This is a genomic window from Azohydromonas lata (assembly GCF_034427735.1).
In the GTDB taxonomy this organism is placed as follows: Bacteria; Pseudomonadota; Gammaproteobacteria; order Burkholderiales; family Burkholderiaceae_C; genus Azohydromonas; species Azohydromonas lata.
On record NZ_JAXOJX010000119.1, the window covers coordinates 1 to 14,171 of the forward strand.

Genomic DNA, 14,171 nt, shown 5'->3' on the forward strand with positions numbered 1-14,171 from the left:
GCCTCGCCCAACGTCTCGCTGGCCGAGGCGGTGGAGCGGCTGTACCTGTCGGACCACGCGCGCCAATGGGACGCTTTCATCTCCGACCTGCGGCTGGCGCCCACGCCCACGCCGGCCGCCAGCATCGAGCTGGCGCAGGCGCTGTCGCGCGCCGACTCGCCCTTGGCGCAACTGCTGCGCGCGCTGGCACGCGAGGTGGCGGCGTCACCCGTGCTGGCCCAAGGCCACGAGGCGCTGGCGCGCTTCGTGGCCGGCACGCCCGCGCCGCTGGACGACGCGCTGTCGCTGCTGGGCGCCGCGGGCCAGCAGCTCACCGTGATCGAGGACGCGCTGCGCAACCGCAACCTGCCGCCGCCCGGTCCGGCCCTCAAGAACCTGGCCACCGTCGCGGCGCAGGCGCCTGCCCCCGTCAATGCGCTGCTGTCGCCCTTTGCCGCCACGGCCGGTGCACAGGCGCTGGCCGCGCTGCGCGAGCCGCTGTCGCGCCAGCTCTCGGCCGAGGTCGGCACCGCCTGCAGCCGCGCGCTGGAAGGCCGCTACCCCTTCGCGCGCGGCGCGGCGCAGGAGGTGGCCCGCGAGGACTTCATCCGCTTCTTCGGCACCGGCGGCGTGGTGGACGGCTTTGTCCAACGCCAGTTGCTGCCCTACGGCGAGAGCGCCGCGCCGGCGGCTTTCCAGCGCGCACGGCAGGTGCGCGAGGCCTTCTTCAGCGACGGCGGCCGGCGCTTCGGCGTGCAACTGGAGCTGCGGCTGCTGGAGCTGGACCCGGCGCTGTCGGACTTCAGCATCGACGTGGACGGCCAGGCGCTGCGCTTTCGGCGCGAGCTCAAGGCGGCGCAGACCCTGCGCTGGCCGGCGTCCGCGGACGCGCCCGGCCGCGTGACGCTGCGCGCCGGGCAGGGCAGCGGCTACAGCTTCGAGGGCCCCTGGGCACTGCTGCGGCTGTTCGACCGCGTGCGCATGGAGCCCTTGGGCGGCGGCCGCGTGGCGCTGGTCTTTGACGTGGAGGGCCGCAAGGCCCGCTTCGAAGCACGCAGCGCCACGGCGCTCAACCCCTTGCTGCGCACCGAGCTGGAGTCCTTCACATGTCCCAGACACCTGTGACGACCCTGACCCCCGCCATGGCACCCACGCCCGCGGCGCTGCTGCCCGGCTGGTACGGGAAGCTGCCGCATTTGGGCGATTTCGCCTCGCGCCGGCTGCCTGACGCGTTCATCGTCGGCTGGGACGCCTGGCTGGGCCAGGCGCTGGCCGTCTCGCGCCAGGCGCTGGGCGGGCGCTGGCTGGCGGGCTACCTGGTGGCGCCCATCGTCCGCTTCTGGCTGGCGCCGGGCCTGCTGGGCGCCGGCGCCTGGGCCGGCCTGGTCATGCCCAGCGTGGACCGCGTCGGCCGCCACTTCCCGCTCACCGTGGCGCAGGCCGGCGTGCCGCTGGCGCAGGCGCAGGCGGCGCCGGGCTGGTTCGCGGCCCTGGACGCCGCCATGCGCCTGGCGCTGGACGTGGATTTCACCGTGGACGACCTGGAGCGGACGCTGGCGCAGGCGGTGCGGCACTCGCCTTTGCCCGCACCGGCGGGCGAAGCCGCGGCCCCCGAGGCGGCTGCGGGCAGCCTGTGGTGGTTCCCCAGCGCCGGCGGTGAGCTGCGCTGCCACTTCGACGCGTTGCCGCCGGTGCAGGCGCTCAGCGGGCTGCTGGGAGCCTGCGCATGAAGCCGCTGCCGCGCCAATGGCTGTACCTGCTCATGCTGGCGGCCGTGCTGCTGGTCGCGGCGGGGCGGGCCCTGGGGGCGGGCGAGGGCAGCGAGGTGACGCAGGCGCGCATCGCGCTGGTCATCGGCAACGCCGCCTACCGCGGCGATCCGCTGGACAACCCGGTCAACGACGCGCGGCTGGTGGCCGGCGTGCTGAAAAAGGCCGGCTTCGACGTGACGCTGGCGCAGGACCTGAACCGCGCCGCGCTGCTGGAGGCGCTGCGCGGCTTCGGCAACCGTCTCAACGAGAACACCGTGGCGCTGCTGTACTACGCCGGCCACGGGCTGCAACTGCGCGACCGCAACTACTTCATCCCGGTGGACGCGGAAATCCGCAGCGAGGACGAGATCCCCATTGCCGGCATCGACGTGGGCTTCGTCCTTGGGCGCATGGCGCATGCGCGCAGCCCCGTCAACCTGGTGATCCTGGACGCCTGCCGCAACAACCCCTTCCTGGGCAAGACGGTGTCGGCGCAGGGCCTGGCGCAGATGGACGCGCCCGTGGGCACGCTGCTGGCCTACGCCACCGCGCCAGGCAAGCTGGCGGCGGACTCCGGCAGCGGCGCCAACGGCGTCTATGCCGCGCACCTGGCCAGGCACCTGCTCACGCCGGGCCTGTCGGTGGAGCAGGTTTTCAAGCGCGTGCGCGAAGGCGTGGTGCGCGAGACGCAGCAGCAGCAGGTGCCCTGGGAAAGCTCTTCGCTGCAGGGCGAGTTCGCCTTCGTCCCCGGCGTGGCGGCGCCGGCCCTGGCGCAAGGGGGCGACGAGGCCGGCGAGATCGCCTTCTGGAACAGCATTTCAAGCGCCAGCCGCGCCGACGAATATCGCGCCTACCTGCGCCAGTACCCGCAGGGCCGTTTTGCTTCTCTGGCGCAGGCGCGGCTGGCGGCATTCACAGCCGCGCCGGCCGCGGTGGCCGCAGCATCAGCGGCCACCACCGTGGGGGCGGGTGTGGCGGCGGCGCCGGCCACCGGCCCATCCACCGCCGCTTCGCCCGCTCTGCCCGCACAGGCGGAGCTGCCACCCTCGCAAACCGTGGCCGCTGCACCGGTGGCCGTGCCCGCGCCGCCGCCGTCCGCGGGCACGCTGCCGGCCGGCGTGGCGCATGCGCAGGCGCTGCCGCGCGTGGGTGACCGCTGGCGCTACCGGGTGCAGGACCAGTTCCGCCTGGGTGACCTGTTTGTGAGCGCCCGCGTGGAGGCGCTCACCGCCGAGGGCGTGGCCGAGAGCTGGAGCACCACCTCCGACGCCAAGCTGCGCACCGCCGTGGCGGCGCTGGCGCCGGGTTTTCATGAGCTGCCGGGCTGGACGCTCACGCCGCCGGAGTTCTCGCCCTACCTGCTGGCCGCGGGCGGCTGGCAGCCGGGTGAGGCGTTGGGCACGACGTCGCGGCGGGTGGAGCAGCTCAGCGTGCCGCTGCAGGCGCGCGTGGAGGGCGAGGAGGACATCCAGGTCGCCGCCGGCCGCTTCCGGGCGCTCAAGGTCGTGCTCAGCGGGCGCGTGGCGCCGCGCGGGGGCAAGGCGGTGAGCATGGAGCAGACCGTCTGGTACGCGCCGGCCGTCAAGCGCATGGTGAAAAGCACCATCTCCACCAGCGTGGGCGGCACGCTGCGCGAGGCCACCAGCTTCGAGCTGGTGGAGTACGAGCTGCACTGAAGATTTTTTCGGTTTTTCGAAAAAGGCTTGAACCGGGTTCGGCGCCGCTGCAACTGAAAGAGCGGATGGCAAGCGAAAACGAAAGAACGCAAGCCACCGCGCAACCCTCAACAGCGACCGACTTTGGAGAACCGCCATGCAAGCTTTCCGCACGACCGCCCTTGTTCTGGCTCTGGGCCTGTCCGCCTTCGGCGCGATGGCCGGTGAGATCGCCGACAGCAACATCAACGCCAGCAACGGCAGCAACCGCGCCACGGGGCTGGGCGCCAGCGCGCTGCAGAACATCGGCGTGGCCGAGCAGAACGGCCGCCTGCGCAACTCCACCATCAACGCCAACGGTGCGCGCAACAGCTCCACCGGCCTGGGCTCCAGCGCGACGCAGAACATCGGCGTGGTGCGCAACAACGGCCAGATCAACAACTCCACGGTCAACGCCACCAACGCCACCAACAGCGCCACGGGCCTGGGCGCCTCGGCCACGCAGTCCATCGGTTTCGCCGTCAACGATGGCCGCATCGAGCGCTCCACCATCACCGCCAACAACGCGACGAACCGCTCCACCGGCCTGGGCTCCAGCGCCACGCAGGAGATCGGCGGCGCGGCCAACAAGGGCGTGCTCAACAACGTCACGGTGGTGGCCAACGGCATGGCCAACAGCTCCACCGGCCTGGGCAGCTCCGCCACGCAGCGCGTGGGGGTGGCGCGCTGAAGGGCCCGTGCCGGCGGTCCGGCCACCGTTGCGCCCGCCACGGGTGCGGCGACGGCCCAAGGGCCGCGGCCGGGCGCCGCGGCCTCATTCCTTGCCTGGAGACACCACATGAACGCTCGCACGCTCAAGGGCCTCGCACTCACCACGCTGCTGGCCGTCGCCTGCGCGCCCGTCCTGGCGGGCGAGGAGAACTTCGACATCGACACGCGCTTTCGCGCCAAGATCGCCAAGGAGAAGGTGCGCCAGGGCGCGCTGGAGCGCGCCGCCGAGGCCCGTGCCGCCAACGTGCCCGGCGAGCCTGACGACACGGCGGGCTGCGGCAGCCAGAACATCGGCAACATCGACACCGGCGGCCGCCCGGGCCGCGCGCCGCGCGAGGTGTTCATCTTCGCGCCCAACGCCATCAACATGGTTTCACGAGGCGGCTGCCGCTGACGGCCCGCTGCCCGTCCGACTCCCCACAGCAACGCGGCTCGCGCCGGACACCCCATCAGCGGGGCGCGCAGGCAAGAAAGCGAATGAGGTCTCCCATGGCATCCCCGTGCACCGCAACGCCCAAGCACCGCCTGGGCCTGGCGCTGGCCGCCGTGGCCGTGCTGGCCGGCTGCTCCACGCTGGACGTCAAGCAGGACACCATCACCGGCACGCAGGCCGCGACCATAGGCCCCGAGCTGCCGCCGTTTCGCACCATCACCGGCTTCTCCGGCGCGCTGCGCTGCATGGACGACCTGCTCATCACCTACGGCGTGCGCGACGTGAGCATGCTGGTCGAGGACATCCTGGACCAGACCAAGAAGGTCAACGCCGGCACGCGCGACATGCTCATCACCGCCGTGTCCGACATGACGCGGCGCAGCCGCGCCATACGCGTCAATGCCTACGGCAAGGACTCGGCCAACGTCATCGGCTTCCTGGCCTCGGCGCAGCGCCAGAGCGTGTACGACGTGATCCCGCAGTACGACATCAAGGGCTCGGTGTCGCAGTTCGACGAGAACGTGATCCGCAAGCAAAAGGACTTCGGCATCGGCTTTGCGCCCTTCATCAACTTGGGCGCGGCCGGCGACGCGGCTTCCAACGTCATGGGGCTGGACCTGAGCGTGCTCAGCACCGAGGACATGTCCATCCTGCCCGGCGTGACCTCTCGCAATTCGGTGGTCATCCTCAAGCACGGCAAGGGCGTGGACGGCGACGCGGCCTATCACAAGTTCGGCGTGAGCTACAGCATGACGCTGAGCAAGGCCGAAGGGCAGTCGCAGGCGCTGCGCGGCCTGGTGGAGCTGGCCGTGGTGGAGCTCATGGGCAAGCTCACCAAGACGCCTTACTGGAGCTGCCTGGGCGCCAACGCCGCGGACAGCGCCGAGATTCAGCGCGAGGTGTCGGACTGGTACTTCGCCATGGCCGGCAGCCGCGTGGAGCTGATCGCGTGGTTCCAGAACCAGTTGCGCCGCCGCGGCTTCTACGACGGCCCCATAGACGGCGAGTTCAACTCGGCCATCGACGAGGCCATCGCCAACTACCGCGGCGAGCTGGGCCTGGAGAAGAAGTCGCTGCTGGACGAGGCTTTCTTCAAGGCCTACCTCGCGGCCGACCACAACAAGATCAAGGCACCGGACAAGCCGGCCACGTGGATTGCCACGCCCGCACCCGCGCAAGCCCCGGCGCAGCCGCCCGCCAAACTGGGCCTGGCCCTGGAGCCTTCGGCGCCGCAAGGCCGCCTGGCGCGCGGCGAGGCCTTCAGCCTGACCATCAAACCCACGCAGGACGCGCACGTGTACTGCTACTTGCAGGACGACAAGGGGCAGGTGCAGCGCTTCTATCCGAACCGCTTCGCCCGCGACTCGCTGGTGCCCGCGGCGCGCCCGCTGGCGCTGCCCGGCAGCATGCGCTTCCAGCTCGTGGCCAACGAGCGCGGCGCCAGCGAGACGGTGGCCTGCTTCGCCACCGCGCGCGACGTGGCGCAGCAACTGCCGCAGGCGGTGCTGGGCACGGACTTCGAGACGCTGCCCGGGGCCTCGCTGGAGCAGGTGCGCACCGCCTTCACCCAGGCCAGCCAAGGGGCGCTGGCGCAGGAGAGCTTCCATGTCCAACCGAAGTGACCCCCGCGCCGGCCGTTGGGCCGGAGCCTGGCCGGCGCTGGCCGCGCTGGGACTGTTGGGCGCGCTGCTGGCGCCGCCCGCCCACGCCGGGCGCGTGGACGTGGACCGCCAGGCCGTGCCGCCACGGCCCGCCGCCGAGGCGCCGCCCGCCGGCTACCAGTTGCGCTGCTGGCAGTACGGGCAACTGCTGTTCGAGCAGCGCAACGTGGAACTCGACGGCGAGTCGCTGGACGGCTTGAAGCTGCGCGGCACGGACCGCAAGCGCCGCCCCGTCATCCTCACCGACACCGGCAACGCGACCTGCCTGATACGCAGCGACGTCGCGCCGGGGCGGCGATGAGCGCGCAGCGCCTCTCCCGCCGCGGCTGCCTGCTGGCCGGCGCCGCCGCGTTGTGGGCCTGCGGATGGCAGCTCGCCGCGGCGGCGCAGCGGTCCTTTGCCGTGCAAGGCTTCAACTCGGTGCTGTGGCGAGGCAGCGGCGAGCTCTTCATTGAGCAGGGCACGCAGGAGAGCCTGAACGTCGAAGCCGAACCGGCCGTGCTGGCGCGTCTGCAGGTCGGGGTGCGCGGCGGGCGGCTGGAGATCGGCTTCCTGCCCGGGCGCGTCGTGACCCAGGCGCCCCTACGGCTGCTTTTGAAGCTGCGCGCGCTGGTCGCGCTGGAGAGCCAGGCCGCGGGCGACTTGCACGTGGGCGCGCTGCAGACGCCCGCGCTGGCGCTGGAGCTGGCCGGCAGCGGCGAGACGCGCATCGCGGCGCTGCGCGCACGCAGCCTGGACGTGCGCCTGGCCGGCTCCGGGCTGCTGGCCATAGACGGCGGCGCGGTGGAGCGCCAGCACGTGCTCATTGCGGGCGCCAGCGGCTACCAGGCCGCGGGCCTGGCCTCGCGGCAGGCCGAGATCGAGATCGCCGGCAGCGGCGACGCCGAGCTGGCCGCCGAGCAGCGGCTGATCGCGCGCATCGCCGGCGCGGGCAACGTGCGCTACCGGGGGCATCCGGTGGTGGAGCAGGACATCAGCGGGGCGGGGACGGTGGAGCAGGGCGGCGCCTGATGCGCCGGCCCTGAAGCCGCTTGCGTGGCGACGCCGGGGTGCCGTGGGAGCGGCACCCCGGCGCGCGCGTTGGCGTGCGGGCATCGCGCCCGGCGGGCTCTTCAAAACCTTGAACCGCATGGCGGCTCGCGGCAACCCAGCGTCAACCGTTGCCTTTGCGCAAGCCCACCGAAGAAGGACCCGCCATGAAACACCGCCTCATGCTCGCCACGCTGGCCCTGGCGCTGGCTTCCGCCACCGCGCTCGTGGCTGAACCCCTGCGTGCGCAGGAGGTGCGGCTTTACGGCGAGCAGGAGGCGGTCGATCCGCAGGACGTGGCCGCCATCCTGGGCGCGCCGCGCAAGATCAAGTACCGCGCGCTGCGGCTGCTGGATGAGGCGCCCGCCGCCCCGCAGCAGATGGCGCTGGCCACCACGGGCCAGGCGGACCCCGGTGCCCATCCCTCCACGGCCGCCGCCACGGTTGCCGCCGCGGCCGATGGCGCCCCCGCGGCGGCGCAAAGCACGTCGGCCCTGGCGCTGCCGGTGCAATTCGCCTTCAACTCCGCCGACCTCCTGCCCGCGGCGCGGCGCCAGCTCGACGCGCTGGCCCAGGGCATCAAGCTGCTCCCGGCCAGCCGCGCGGTGCTGATCGAAGGCCACACCGACGCCGCCGGCTCCCAGGTCTACAACGAGCAGCTCTCGCTGCGGCGCGCGCAGTCGGTGCGGCGCTACCTGGTGGCGCAGTACGGCATAGCGCCGGCGCGGCTGCGCGCGGTGGGCCTGGGCGAGTACGACCCGCTGCCCGGCCGCGACCCGCATGCGCCGCAGAACCGCCGCGTGCAATTCCGCGGCGAGTGAGCCTGCCCGGCACACGCCGTCCACGCGGTTCCCATTCAACAAGGCGGCCTCTACCATGAACCCTCTACCGCTCCCCGTGCCATCGGCGCACTTCCACCATGGACAACGACGAGGTGCTGCGGCTGCTGGCGCGCATAAGCCAGGGCGACGAGGCCGCTTTCCGCGAGCTCTACAGGGCCTTCTCGCGTCGGCTTTATGCCTACGTGATCCGAAAACTCGGTAACGAAGCGCAGGCGGAGGAAATCGTGGCCGACACCCTGTACGAAGTCTGGAAGGCACCGGATCGCTTTCGCGGCGATTCGCTGTTCAGCACCTGGCTCATCGGCATTGCGCGCAACAAGGTGCTCATGGCCTTCCGCTCGCGCAAGCCCGACGCGATCCATGAGGACTTGCAGGACATCGCGGAAGTGGTGGCCAGCGAGGACGCCGGCGCCTTCGAGCTGCTGGCGCAGCGCCAGCGCCGCGAGGGCGTGCAGCACTGCATGGAGCGGCTCACGGACGAGCACCGCGAAGCCATCCACCTCGTGTTCTACGAAGGCATGGCGCTGGCCGAGGTGGCGCAGGTGCAGGACTGCCCCGAGAACACCGTCAAGACCCGGCTCTTTCACGCGCGGCAGAAGCTGCGCAACTGCCTGAAGCTGCTGTTGGAGCGCGAAGGCGGCGGATCCCTCTCAGGAGCAGCGCCATGAACGACCAACGCCTGGAAGAACTGCTGCCGTTCTACGTCAACGGCACGCTGGCCGAGAGCGAGCGCGAGCAGGTGGAGCGCTGGCTGCAGGCCCATCCCGACGCACAGGCCGAGGCGCAGTGGCTGCGCTCGCTGCAGACCCGCGTGCGCGAGGACGTGCCGCCGGTGTCGGCCGAAGTGGGCCTGGAGCGCGCGCTGCGGCGCATTCGCACGGAAGGGCCCGCGCCGCAGGGCGTGCGGCGCGCGGCGGTGCAGCCGGGCCTGTGGGAGCGGCTGCGCGGCGCGCTGGCCTCGCTGGTGCCGCCGTCCATCGTCCGGCCCGCGCTGGCCGGCGCGCTGGCGCTGGTGGCGGTGCAGGGCCTGGTGATCGTGCAGCTCATGGAGCGCCACGAGGACGACAGCACCGAGCTGCGCACGCTGCGCAGCGATGCGGCGCCGCTGGAGCAGGGCCCCTACCTGAAGCTGAACTTCAAGGCCGATGCCCGCGAGGCCGACATCCGCATGCTGCTGGTGGGCATCAACGGCAGCTTGGCCGCCGGGCCGGGGCAGTTGGGCGACTACTACGTGCGCGTGCCGGCGCAGCGGCTGGACGCCATCACCGCGCAGCTCAAGGTGAACCCCATCGTGGACGGCGTGGCGGTCGTGGACGGCCTGCCGGCGCGGCAGTGACGCCCCGGACCGGGAGCCGGCACGCGATGCAGCCGCTGCGACGCTCCCTGTGCGGGGCCGCGCTGCTGGCCGCGGCCGGCGTGCGCGCCGCCCCGGCCGAGCCGCCTGAGCGCCGCGTGGCCCTGGTCATAGGCAACAGCGCCTACCGCGTGGGGCCATTGAAAAACCCGACCGCCGACGCGCAGGCCATGGCGCAGGCGCTGCGCGCGCTGAGTTTCGATGTCTCGCTGGTGCAGGACGCGCCGCTGCGCGAGCTCATCGAATCCTTCCGGCGCTTCTCCATGGACTCGCGCGGCGCGGCGGTGCGGCTGATCTTCTACGCCGGCCATGGCCTGCAGGTGAAAGGCCGCAACTACCTGCTGCCCGTGGACAGCGAGATCCGCGCCGAGGACGAGGTGCCGGCCAAGAGCGCCGACCTCAACGAGCTGCTGGAGCGCCTGGGGGCGCTGCCGCAGGGCATCAACATCGTCATCCTGGACGCCTGCCGCAACAACCCGTTCTCCGGCGCCGAGATTCTTGGGCCGGACGGGCGGCGGCTGAAGTTCCGCGGCGCCACGCCGGCCGGGCTGGCGCCGGTGGAGGCGCCGCTGGGCTCCATGGTGGCCTTCTCCACCGCGCCCGGCGGCGTGGCGCTGGACAACCCCAAGGAGCCGCACAGCCTCTACACCAAGCACCTCCTGGGCGTGCTGCAGACGCCGGGACTGCCCATAGAGATGGTGTTCAAGCAGGTGCGCCTGAGCGTGGCGCGCGAGACCGGCCGCGTGCAGGTCCCCTGGGAAAGCTCCAGCCTGACGGGGGATTTCTGCTTCAAGCCCGGGCCGGGCGGGGGCTGCGCGGTGGTGAGGTGAGGCGCCTCGCGCAGGCCGCGTGGCCCAAATGCCCGCCTCGGCGGGCATTCCTTTTTGGGGCCCTCTGAAGACGGCCGTGTGACCTTCTTCACGCGCAAGGCGGGTCCTCGCGGTTCAAGCTTTTGAACCATGAACGGCGGCGCGGATGCCCGCAACCCAAGGGCATCCAGTCACCGCTTTCAAGGAGCCCTTCATGAACGCCTCGACCATGACCCGCACCGAGCACGCTCAAGCCTCGTTCGAGCTGCGCTACAGCTCGCTGCTGCAGCAGGACCGCGTGTTCGCCTTCCCCTGCGACGAGGCCGGCCACGTGGACATCGACGCGCTGGACGCCCGCACCCGCCTGGACTATTTCTACGCCCGCACCGTCATCGGCCGCGAGTTCGCACGCCCGGTGGTCGCCCCGGTCACGCTGCACTGAGCCGCCGCGTGGCAGCGAACCCGCACCGTTGATCCTGGGCTTGTCCAAGCGCCTGCCGCCCACGTTGGCGGCGAGTCCTTGGACAAGCTCAGGGAGGGCTTTTCAGGTGCCGCCGGTCCCGTCGCCGGGGCCGGCCTGCGGCGCCTGCGCCTGCGCCTGCAGCCAGCGCAGGAACTGCGCCACCTCGTGGCGCTGCTCGTGCCGCGGCGGATACACGAGGAAATGCGCCTGCACGGCCAGATGGCGGCCCACGTCGAACAGCGGCCGCAGCCGCCCGGCTTCGAGGTGGCCGGCCGCGATGGTGCTGCTCTCCAGCGCCACCCCCAAACCCTGGACGGCCGCGTCCAGCGCGAGCTGCGCGCGGTCGAAGCGCAGGGCAAAGCGCTCCACCGGCTGCTCCACGCCCTGCGCCGTGAGCCAGTCGGCCCACTGCACCACACTCACCGTCGATTGGATCAGTGGCGCGCTCAACAACTCGGCCGGCTCGCGCAGCCGGTAGCGCTCCATGAAGGCCGGCGAGGCCAGGGGCAGGATGTGCTCCTCGAACAGCGGGCGCACCGTCAGCCCCGGCCAGTTGGGCACGCCGTAGCGTATGTCCAGGTCCACCTGGCCCAGCGCGAAGTCGCTGTGCTGGTGCGAGGCCGAGAGGTACAGCGACACGCCCGGGTGCGCCTGCGAGAAGTGGCCCAGGCGCGGCATCAGCCACAGGCTGGCGAAGCTGGGCGTGGAGTGCACGTACAGCGTGTTGCGCACGCCCTGGCGCACGTCGTCGCTGGCGGCGGTGAGGGCCTGCAGGGCGCCGGAGACGCGCTGCAGGTACTTGGCGCCGGCCTCCGTCATCTCCACGCCGCGCGAGGAGCGCTCGAAGAGGCGCGCGCCCAGGAACTCCTCCAGCCGCGCCACCTGGTGGCTGATGGCCGAGGCCGTGAGGTGCAGCTCCGTGGCCGCCAGCGCGAAGCTGCGCCGGCGCGCAACGGCCTCGAAGGCCAGCAGGGCGGGAAGCGGGGGCAGGGAGGTTCTCATGGCGGCGGGTGACGCAAGTTGGATGCTGCACTGCCGCATGAAAACCGTTCATGTGGCCATGAAATCTTATCGCTTGAGCTCATGCAGGCCGGCCTGAAGAATCCGCCCAACTCTTCACCACAAGCACATACGGAGACAAGCGATGCTTCTGAAGGACAAGGTGGCGGTCATCACCGGCGGGGCCGGTCTCAACGGCCTGGGCTTTGCCTCGGCGCGCATGCTGGCCGCGCAGGGCGCGCGCGTGGCCATCCTGGACCTGGCGGGCGCCAACCCCGCCGGCGCCGCGGCCGAGCTTGGGCCGCAGCACATCGGCGTCGTGGCCGACGTGACGGACAAGGCCTCGTGCGAGGCCGCCGCGCAGGAAGTGCTGCGCCGCCTGGGCCGCATCGACATCCTGCTCAACAACGCCGGCATCACGCAGCCGCGCAAGACGCTGGACATCACGGCCGCCGACTACGACGCCGTGCTGGACGTGAGCCTGCGCGGCACCCTCTACATGTCGCAGGCCGTGGTGCCCGCGATGCAGGCACAAAAGAGCGGCTCCATCGTCTGCATCTCGTCCGTGTCCGCGCAGCGCGGCGGCGGCATCCTGGGCGGCCCGCACTACTCGGCGGCCAAGGCCGGCGTGCTGGGCCTGGCGCGCGCCATGGCCAGGGAATACGGCGCGGACAACATCCGCGTCAACAGCCTCACGCCGGGCCTCATCGCCACGGACATCAACAAGGGCAAGATTCCCGAGGACCGCCGCGCCGGCATCCTGGAGCAGATCCCGCTGGGCCGCATCGGCGACCCCGACGACGTGGCCGGCTGCGTGGTGTTCCTGGCCAGCGACCTGTCCAAGTACCTCACCGGCGTGACGCTGGACGTCAACGGCGGGATGCTCATCCACTGACGCCGCCCACGCCCGCCAGGCCGCAAAGGCCGGCGGGCTTTTTTCTTCACCTGATTGACGCCGCAACAGACGGCAAGCACAGGAGACAAGCCATGCAACGCAGAATTTTCCCGGCCGCCGCCTTCGCCCTGGCCGCCACGCTGGCCCTGCCGGCCCTGGCCCAGAACGTCAAGCTCACGCTGGGCCACGGCGCCGCGCCGGGCAACCCGCGCCACGAGGCGGCGGTGAAGTTCGCCGACACCGTCAAGGCCAAGACCAACGGCCGCATCGAGATCCAGGTGGCGCACTCGGCGCAGTTGGGCGACGACGCCGCCATGGTGACGGCGCTGCGCTCCGGCACGCTGGACCTGTCGGCCAACAGCCAGGGCGCCATCTCCACCGTGGTGCCTGAATACGCCGCGCTGGGCCTGCCTTTCCTGTTCTCCGACGTCAAGCAGGCCTGGAGCCTGCTGGACGGCCCCGTGGGCGAGGAGCTGGCCAAGCGCACCGCCGCCAAGGGCATGGTGGTGCTGGGCTACTGGGACAACGGCATTCGCCACGTCACCAACAGCAAGCGCCCCATCAAGCTGCCCGCCGACGCCAAGGGCCTGAAGCTGCGCACGCCGCCCGATGGCATGACCGTGGACATCGTCCAGGCGCTGGGCGCGGACGCGCAGCAGATCAAGTTCGCCGAGCTGTACGTCGCGCTGCAGCAGGGCGTGGTGGACGGGCAGGAGAACCCGCTGGCCAACATCGCCTCGGCCAAGCTGTACGAAGTGCAGAAGTACCTCTCGCTCACGGGCCACAAGTACGAGGCCACGCCCTTCCTGATGGGCAAGCGCTCCTGGGACAAGCTCTCTGCCGCCGACCAGCAGGTCTTCAAGGAAGCCGCCGCCGAAGCCACGCAACTGCAGCGCAAGCTCTCCCGGGAAGCCGACGACAAGCTCGTGGCCGAGCTCAAGGGCAAGGGCGTGCAGGTGGACACCGTGGACCGCAAGGCTTTCATCGACGCCACCAAGCCCGTCTACGACAAGTGGTCCGCCGGTGCGACGGGCGAGTTCGTCAAGCGCGTGGTGCAGCAGGCGCAGGCGCTGTAAGCCGAAGAGGCTGAAAGCCGCCAGCCGTTAGCTCACGAGCCGCGCCCATCACTTCGTCATCCCCGCGGAGGCGGGGACCCAGGCGGTCCCACACAGCGCGTGAGCTGAGCTGTTGGCACCACCGGAACACCGGTGTTGCGCTGTCCTGGCTGCCGGCTGGCTTGGGGACCGCCTGGGTTCCCGCCTTCGCGGGAATGACGAGGTAGGGGGCGGGGCGCATCAGCTGGCGGGATGCGGCAAAAGCTTCCGCCCCCCGTTCCCTGTCCCTGTCCCTGTCGCCAGTTCCTTGGCCCTTGTTCCTGTCACTTGTGCGCAGACGGCGCCGATGACCCAAGCCACTCGGCTGCCCACTCAACTTTCGGAGAGACCCATGGCTTTCCTCAACCTCCTGGACCGCTGCATAGGCCTGGCCTGCCGCGGCGTGCTGTACGTCACGCTCAGCGTGGTCTTCGTC

At 71.4% G+C, this 14,171-nt stretch carries 16 protein-coding genes; 15 read left to right on the forward strand and 1 reads right to left on the reverse strand.

Annotated features, from left to right (window positions below; all coding sequences use genetic code 11):
- From SM757_RS33415 to SM757_RS33475, 13 genes are all read left to right on the forward strand, one after another.
- The coding region (locus tag SM757_RS33415) for a type VI secretion IcmF C-terminal domain-containing protein (RefSeq protein ID WP_322468639.1) at positions 1-1,104 on the forward strand (1,104 nt) is incomplete at its 5' end.
- Positions 1,086-1,709, forward strand: a complete 624-nt coding sequence (tagF, locus tag SM757_RS33420; protein WP_322468640.1) for a type VI secretion system-associated protein TagF — start codon at positions 1,086-1,088, stop codon at positions 1,707-1,709. The genes SM757_RS33415 and tagF, both read left to right, overlap by 19 nt.
- A complete protein-coding gene (locus SM757_RS33425) occupies positions 1,706-3,406 on the forward strand; it encodes a caspase family protein (protein WP_322468641.1) in 1,701 nt (566 codons plus the stop codon). Before tagF ends, SM757_RS33425 begins: the two co-directional genes overlap by 4 nt.
- Positions 3,407-3,542: 136 nt before the next feature.
- Complete coding sequence (locus tag SM757_RS33430; RefSeq protein ID WP_066330923.1) at positions 3,543-4,115, forward strand: hypothetical protein; 573 nt, start codon at positions 3,543-3,545, stop codon at positions 4,113-4,115.
- Positions 4,116-4,223: 108 nt separating this feature from the next.
- A complete protein-coding gene (locus SM757_RS33435) occupies positions 4,224-4,550 on the forward strand; it encodes a hypothetical protein (protein WP_066330926.1) in 327 nt (108 codons plus the stop codon).
- Between the two features lie 95 nt (positions 4,551-4,645).
- A complete protein-coding gene (locus SM757_RS33440) occupies positions 4,646-6,211 on the forward strand; it encodes a DUF4384 domain-containing protein (protein WP_322468642.1) in 1,566 nt (521 codons plus the stop codon).
- A complete protein-coding gene (locus tag SM757_RS33445) occupies positions 6,195-6,551 on the forward strand; it encodes a hypothetical protein (protein ID WP_066330932.1) in 357 nt (118 codons plus the stop codon). The genes SM757_RS33440 and SM757_RS33445 overlap by 17 nt, the downstream gene beginning before the upstream one ends.
- Complete coding sequence (locus SM757_RS33450; RefSeq protein WP_322468643.1) at positions 6,548-7,261, forward strand: GIN domain-containing protein; 714 nt, start codon at positions 6,548-6,550, stop codon at positions 7,259-7,261. Before SM757_RS33445 ends, SM757_RS33450 begins: the two co-directional genes overlap by 4 nt.
- A 185-nt stretch (positions 7,262-7,446) precedes the next feature.
- Positions 7,447-8,100, forward strand: a complete 654-nt coding sequence (locus SM757_RS33455) for an OmpA family protein (RefSeq protein ID WP_322468644.1) — start codon at positions 7,447-7,449, stop codon at positions 8,098-8,100.
- 98 nt (positions 8,101-8,198) lie between these two features.
- A complete protein-coding gene (locus SM757_RS33460; protein WP_066330940.1) occupies positions 8,199-8,789 on the forward strand; it encodes an RNA polymerase sigma factor in 591 nt (196 codons plus the stop codon).
- Positions 8,786-9,457 carry an anti-sigma factor family protein gene (locus tag SM757_RS33465; RefSeq protein WP_322468645.1) on the forward strand — a complete coding sequence of 224 codons (672 nt, stop codon included), beginning with the start codon at positions 8,786-8,788 and terminating at the stop codon, positions 9,455-9,457. The genes SM757_RS33460 and SM757_RS33465 overlap by 4 nt, the downstream gene beginning before the upstream one ends.
- Before the next feature lie 26 nt (positions 9,458-9,483).
- Entirely contained in the window at positions 9,484-10,305 is an 822-nt protein-coding gene (locus SM757_RS33470; protein WP_322468646.1) for a caspase family protein, read from the forward strand.
- Between the two features lie 193 nt (positions 10,306-10,498).
- Entirely contained in the window at positions 10,499-10,726 is a 228-nt protein-coding gene (locus SM757_RS33475) for a hypothetical protein (RefSeq protein WP_066330947.1), read from the forward strand.
- A gap of 102 nt (positions 10,727-10,828) precedes the next feature.
- On the opposite strand, the gene SM757_RS33480 is transcribed toward SM757_RS33475, so the two are convergent.
- Positions 10,829-11,749 carry a LysR substrate-binding domain-containing protein gene (locus SM757_RS33480; protein WP_322468647.1) on the reverse strand — a complete coding sequence of 307 codons (921 nt, stop codon included), beginning with the start codon at positions 11,747-11,749 and terminating at the stop codon, positions 10,829-10,831.
- Between the two features lie 142 nt (positions 11,750-11,891).
- On the opposite strand from SM757_RS33480, the gene SM757_RS33485 reads away from it, so the two are divergent.
- Together SM757_RS33485 and SM757_RS33490 are read left to right on the forward strand one after the other, a co-directional pair.
- On the forward strand, positions 11,892-12,641 hold the full coding sequence (locus SM757_RS33485) for an SDR family NAD(P)-dependent oxidoreductase (RefSeq protein WP_322468648.1): 750 nt from the start codon (positions 11,892-11,894) through the stop codon (positions 12,639-12,641).
- Positions 12,642-12,733: 92 nt separating this feature from the next.
- Positions 12,734-13,717: a TRAP transporter substrate-binding protein gene (locus SM757_RS33490; protein WP_322468649.1), complete on the forward strand. Its 984-nt coding sequence runs from the start codon at positions 12,734-12,736 to the stop codon at positions 13,715-13,717.
- The last annotated feature ends 454 nt before the right edge of the window (positions 13,718-14,171 follow it).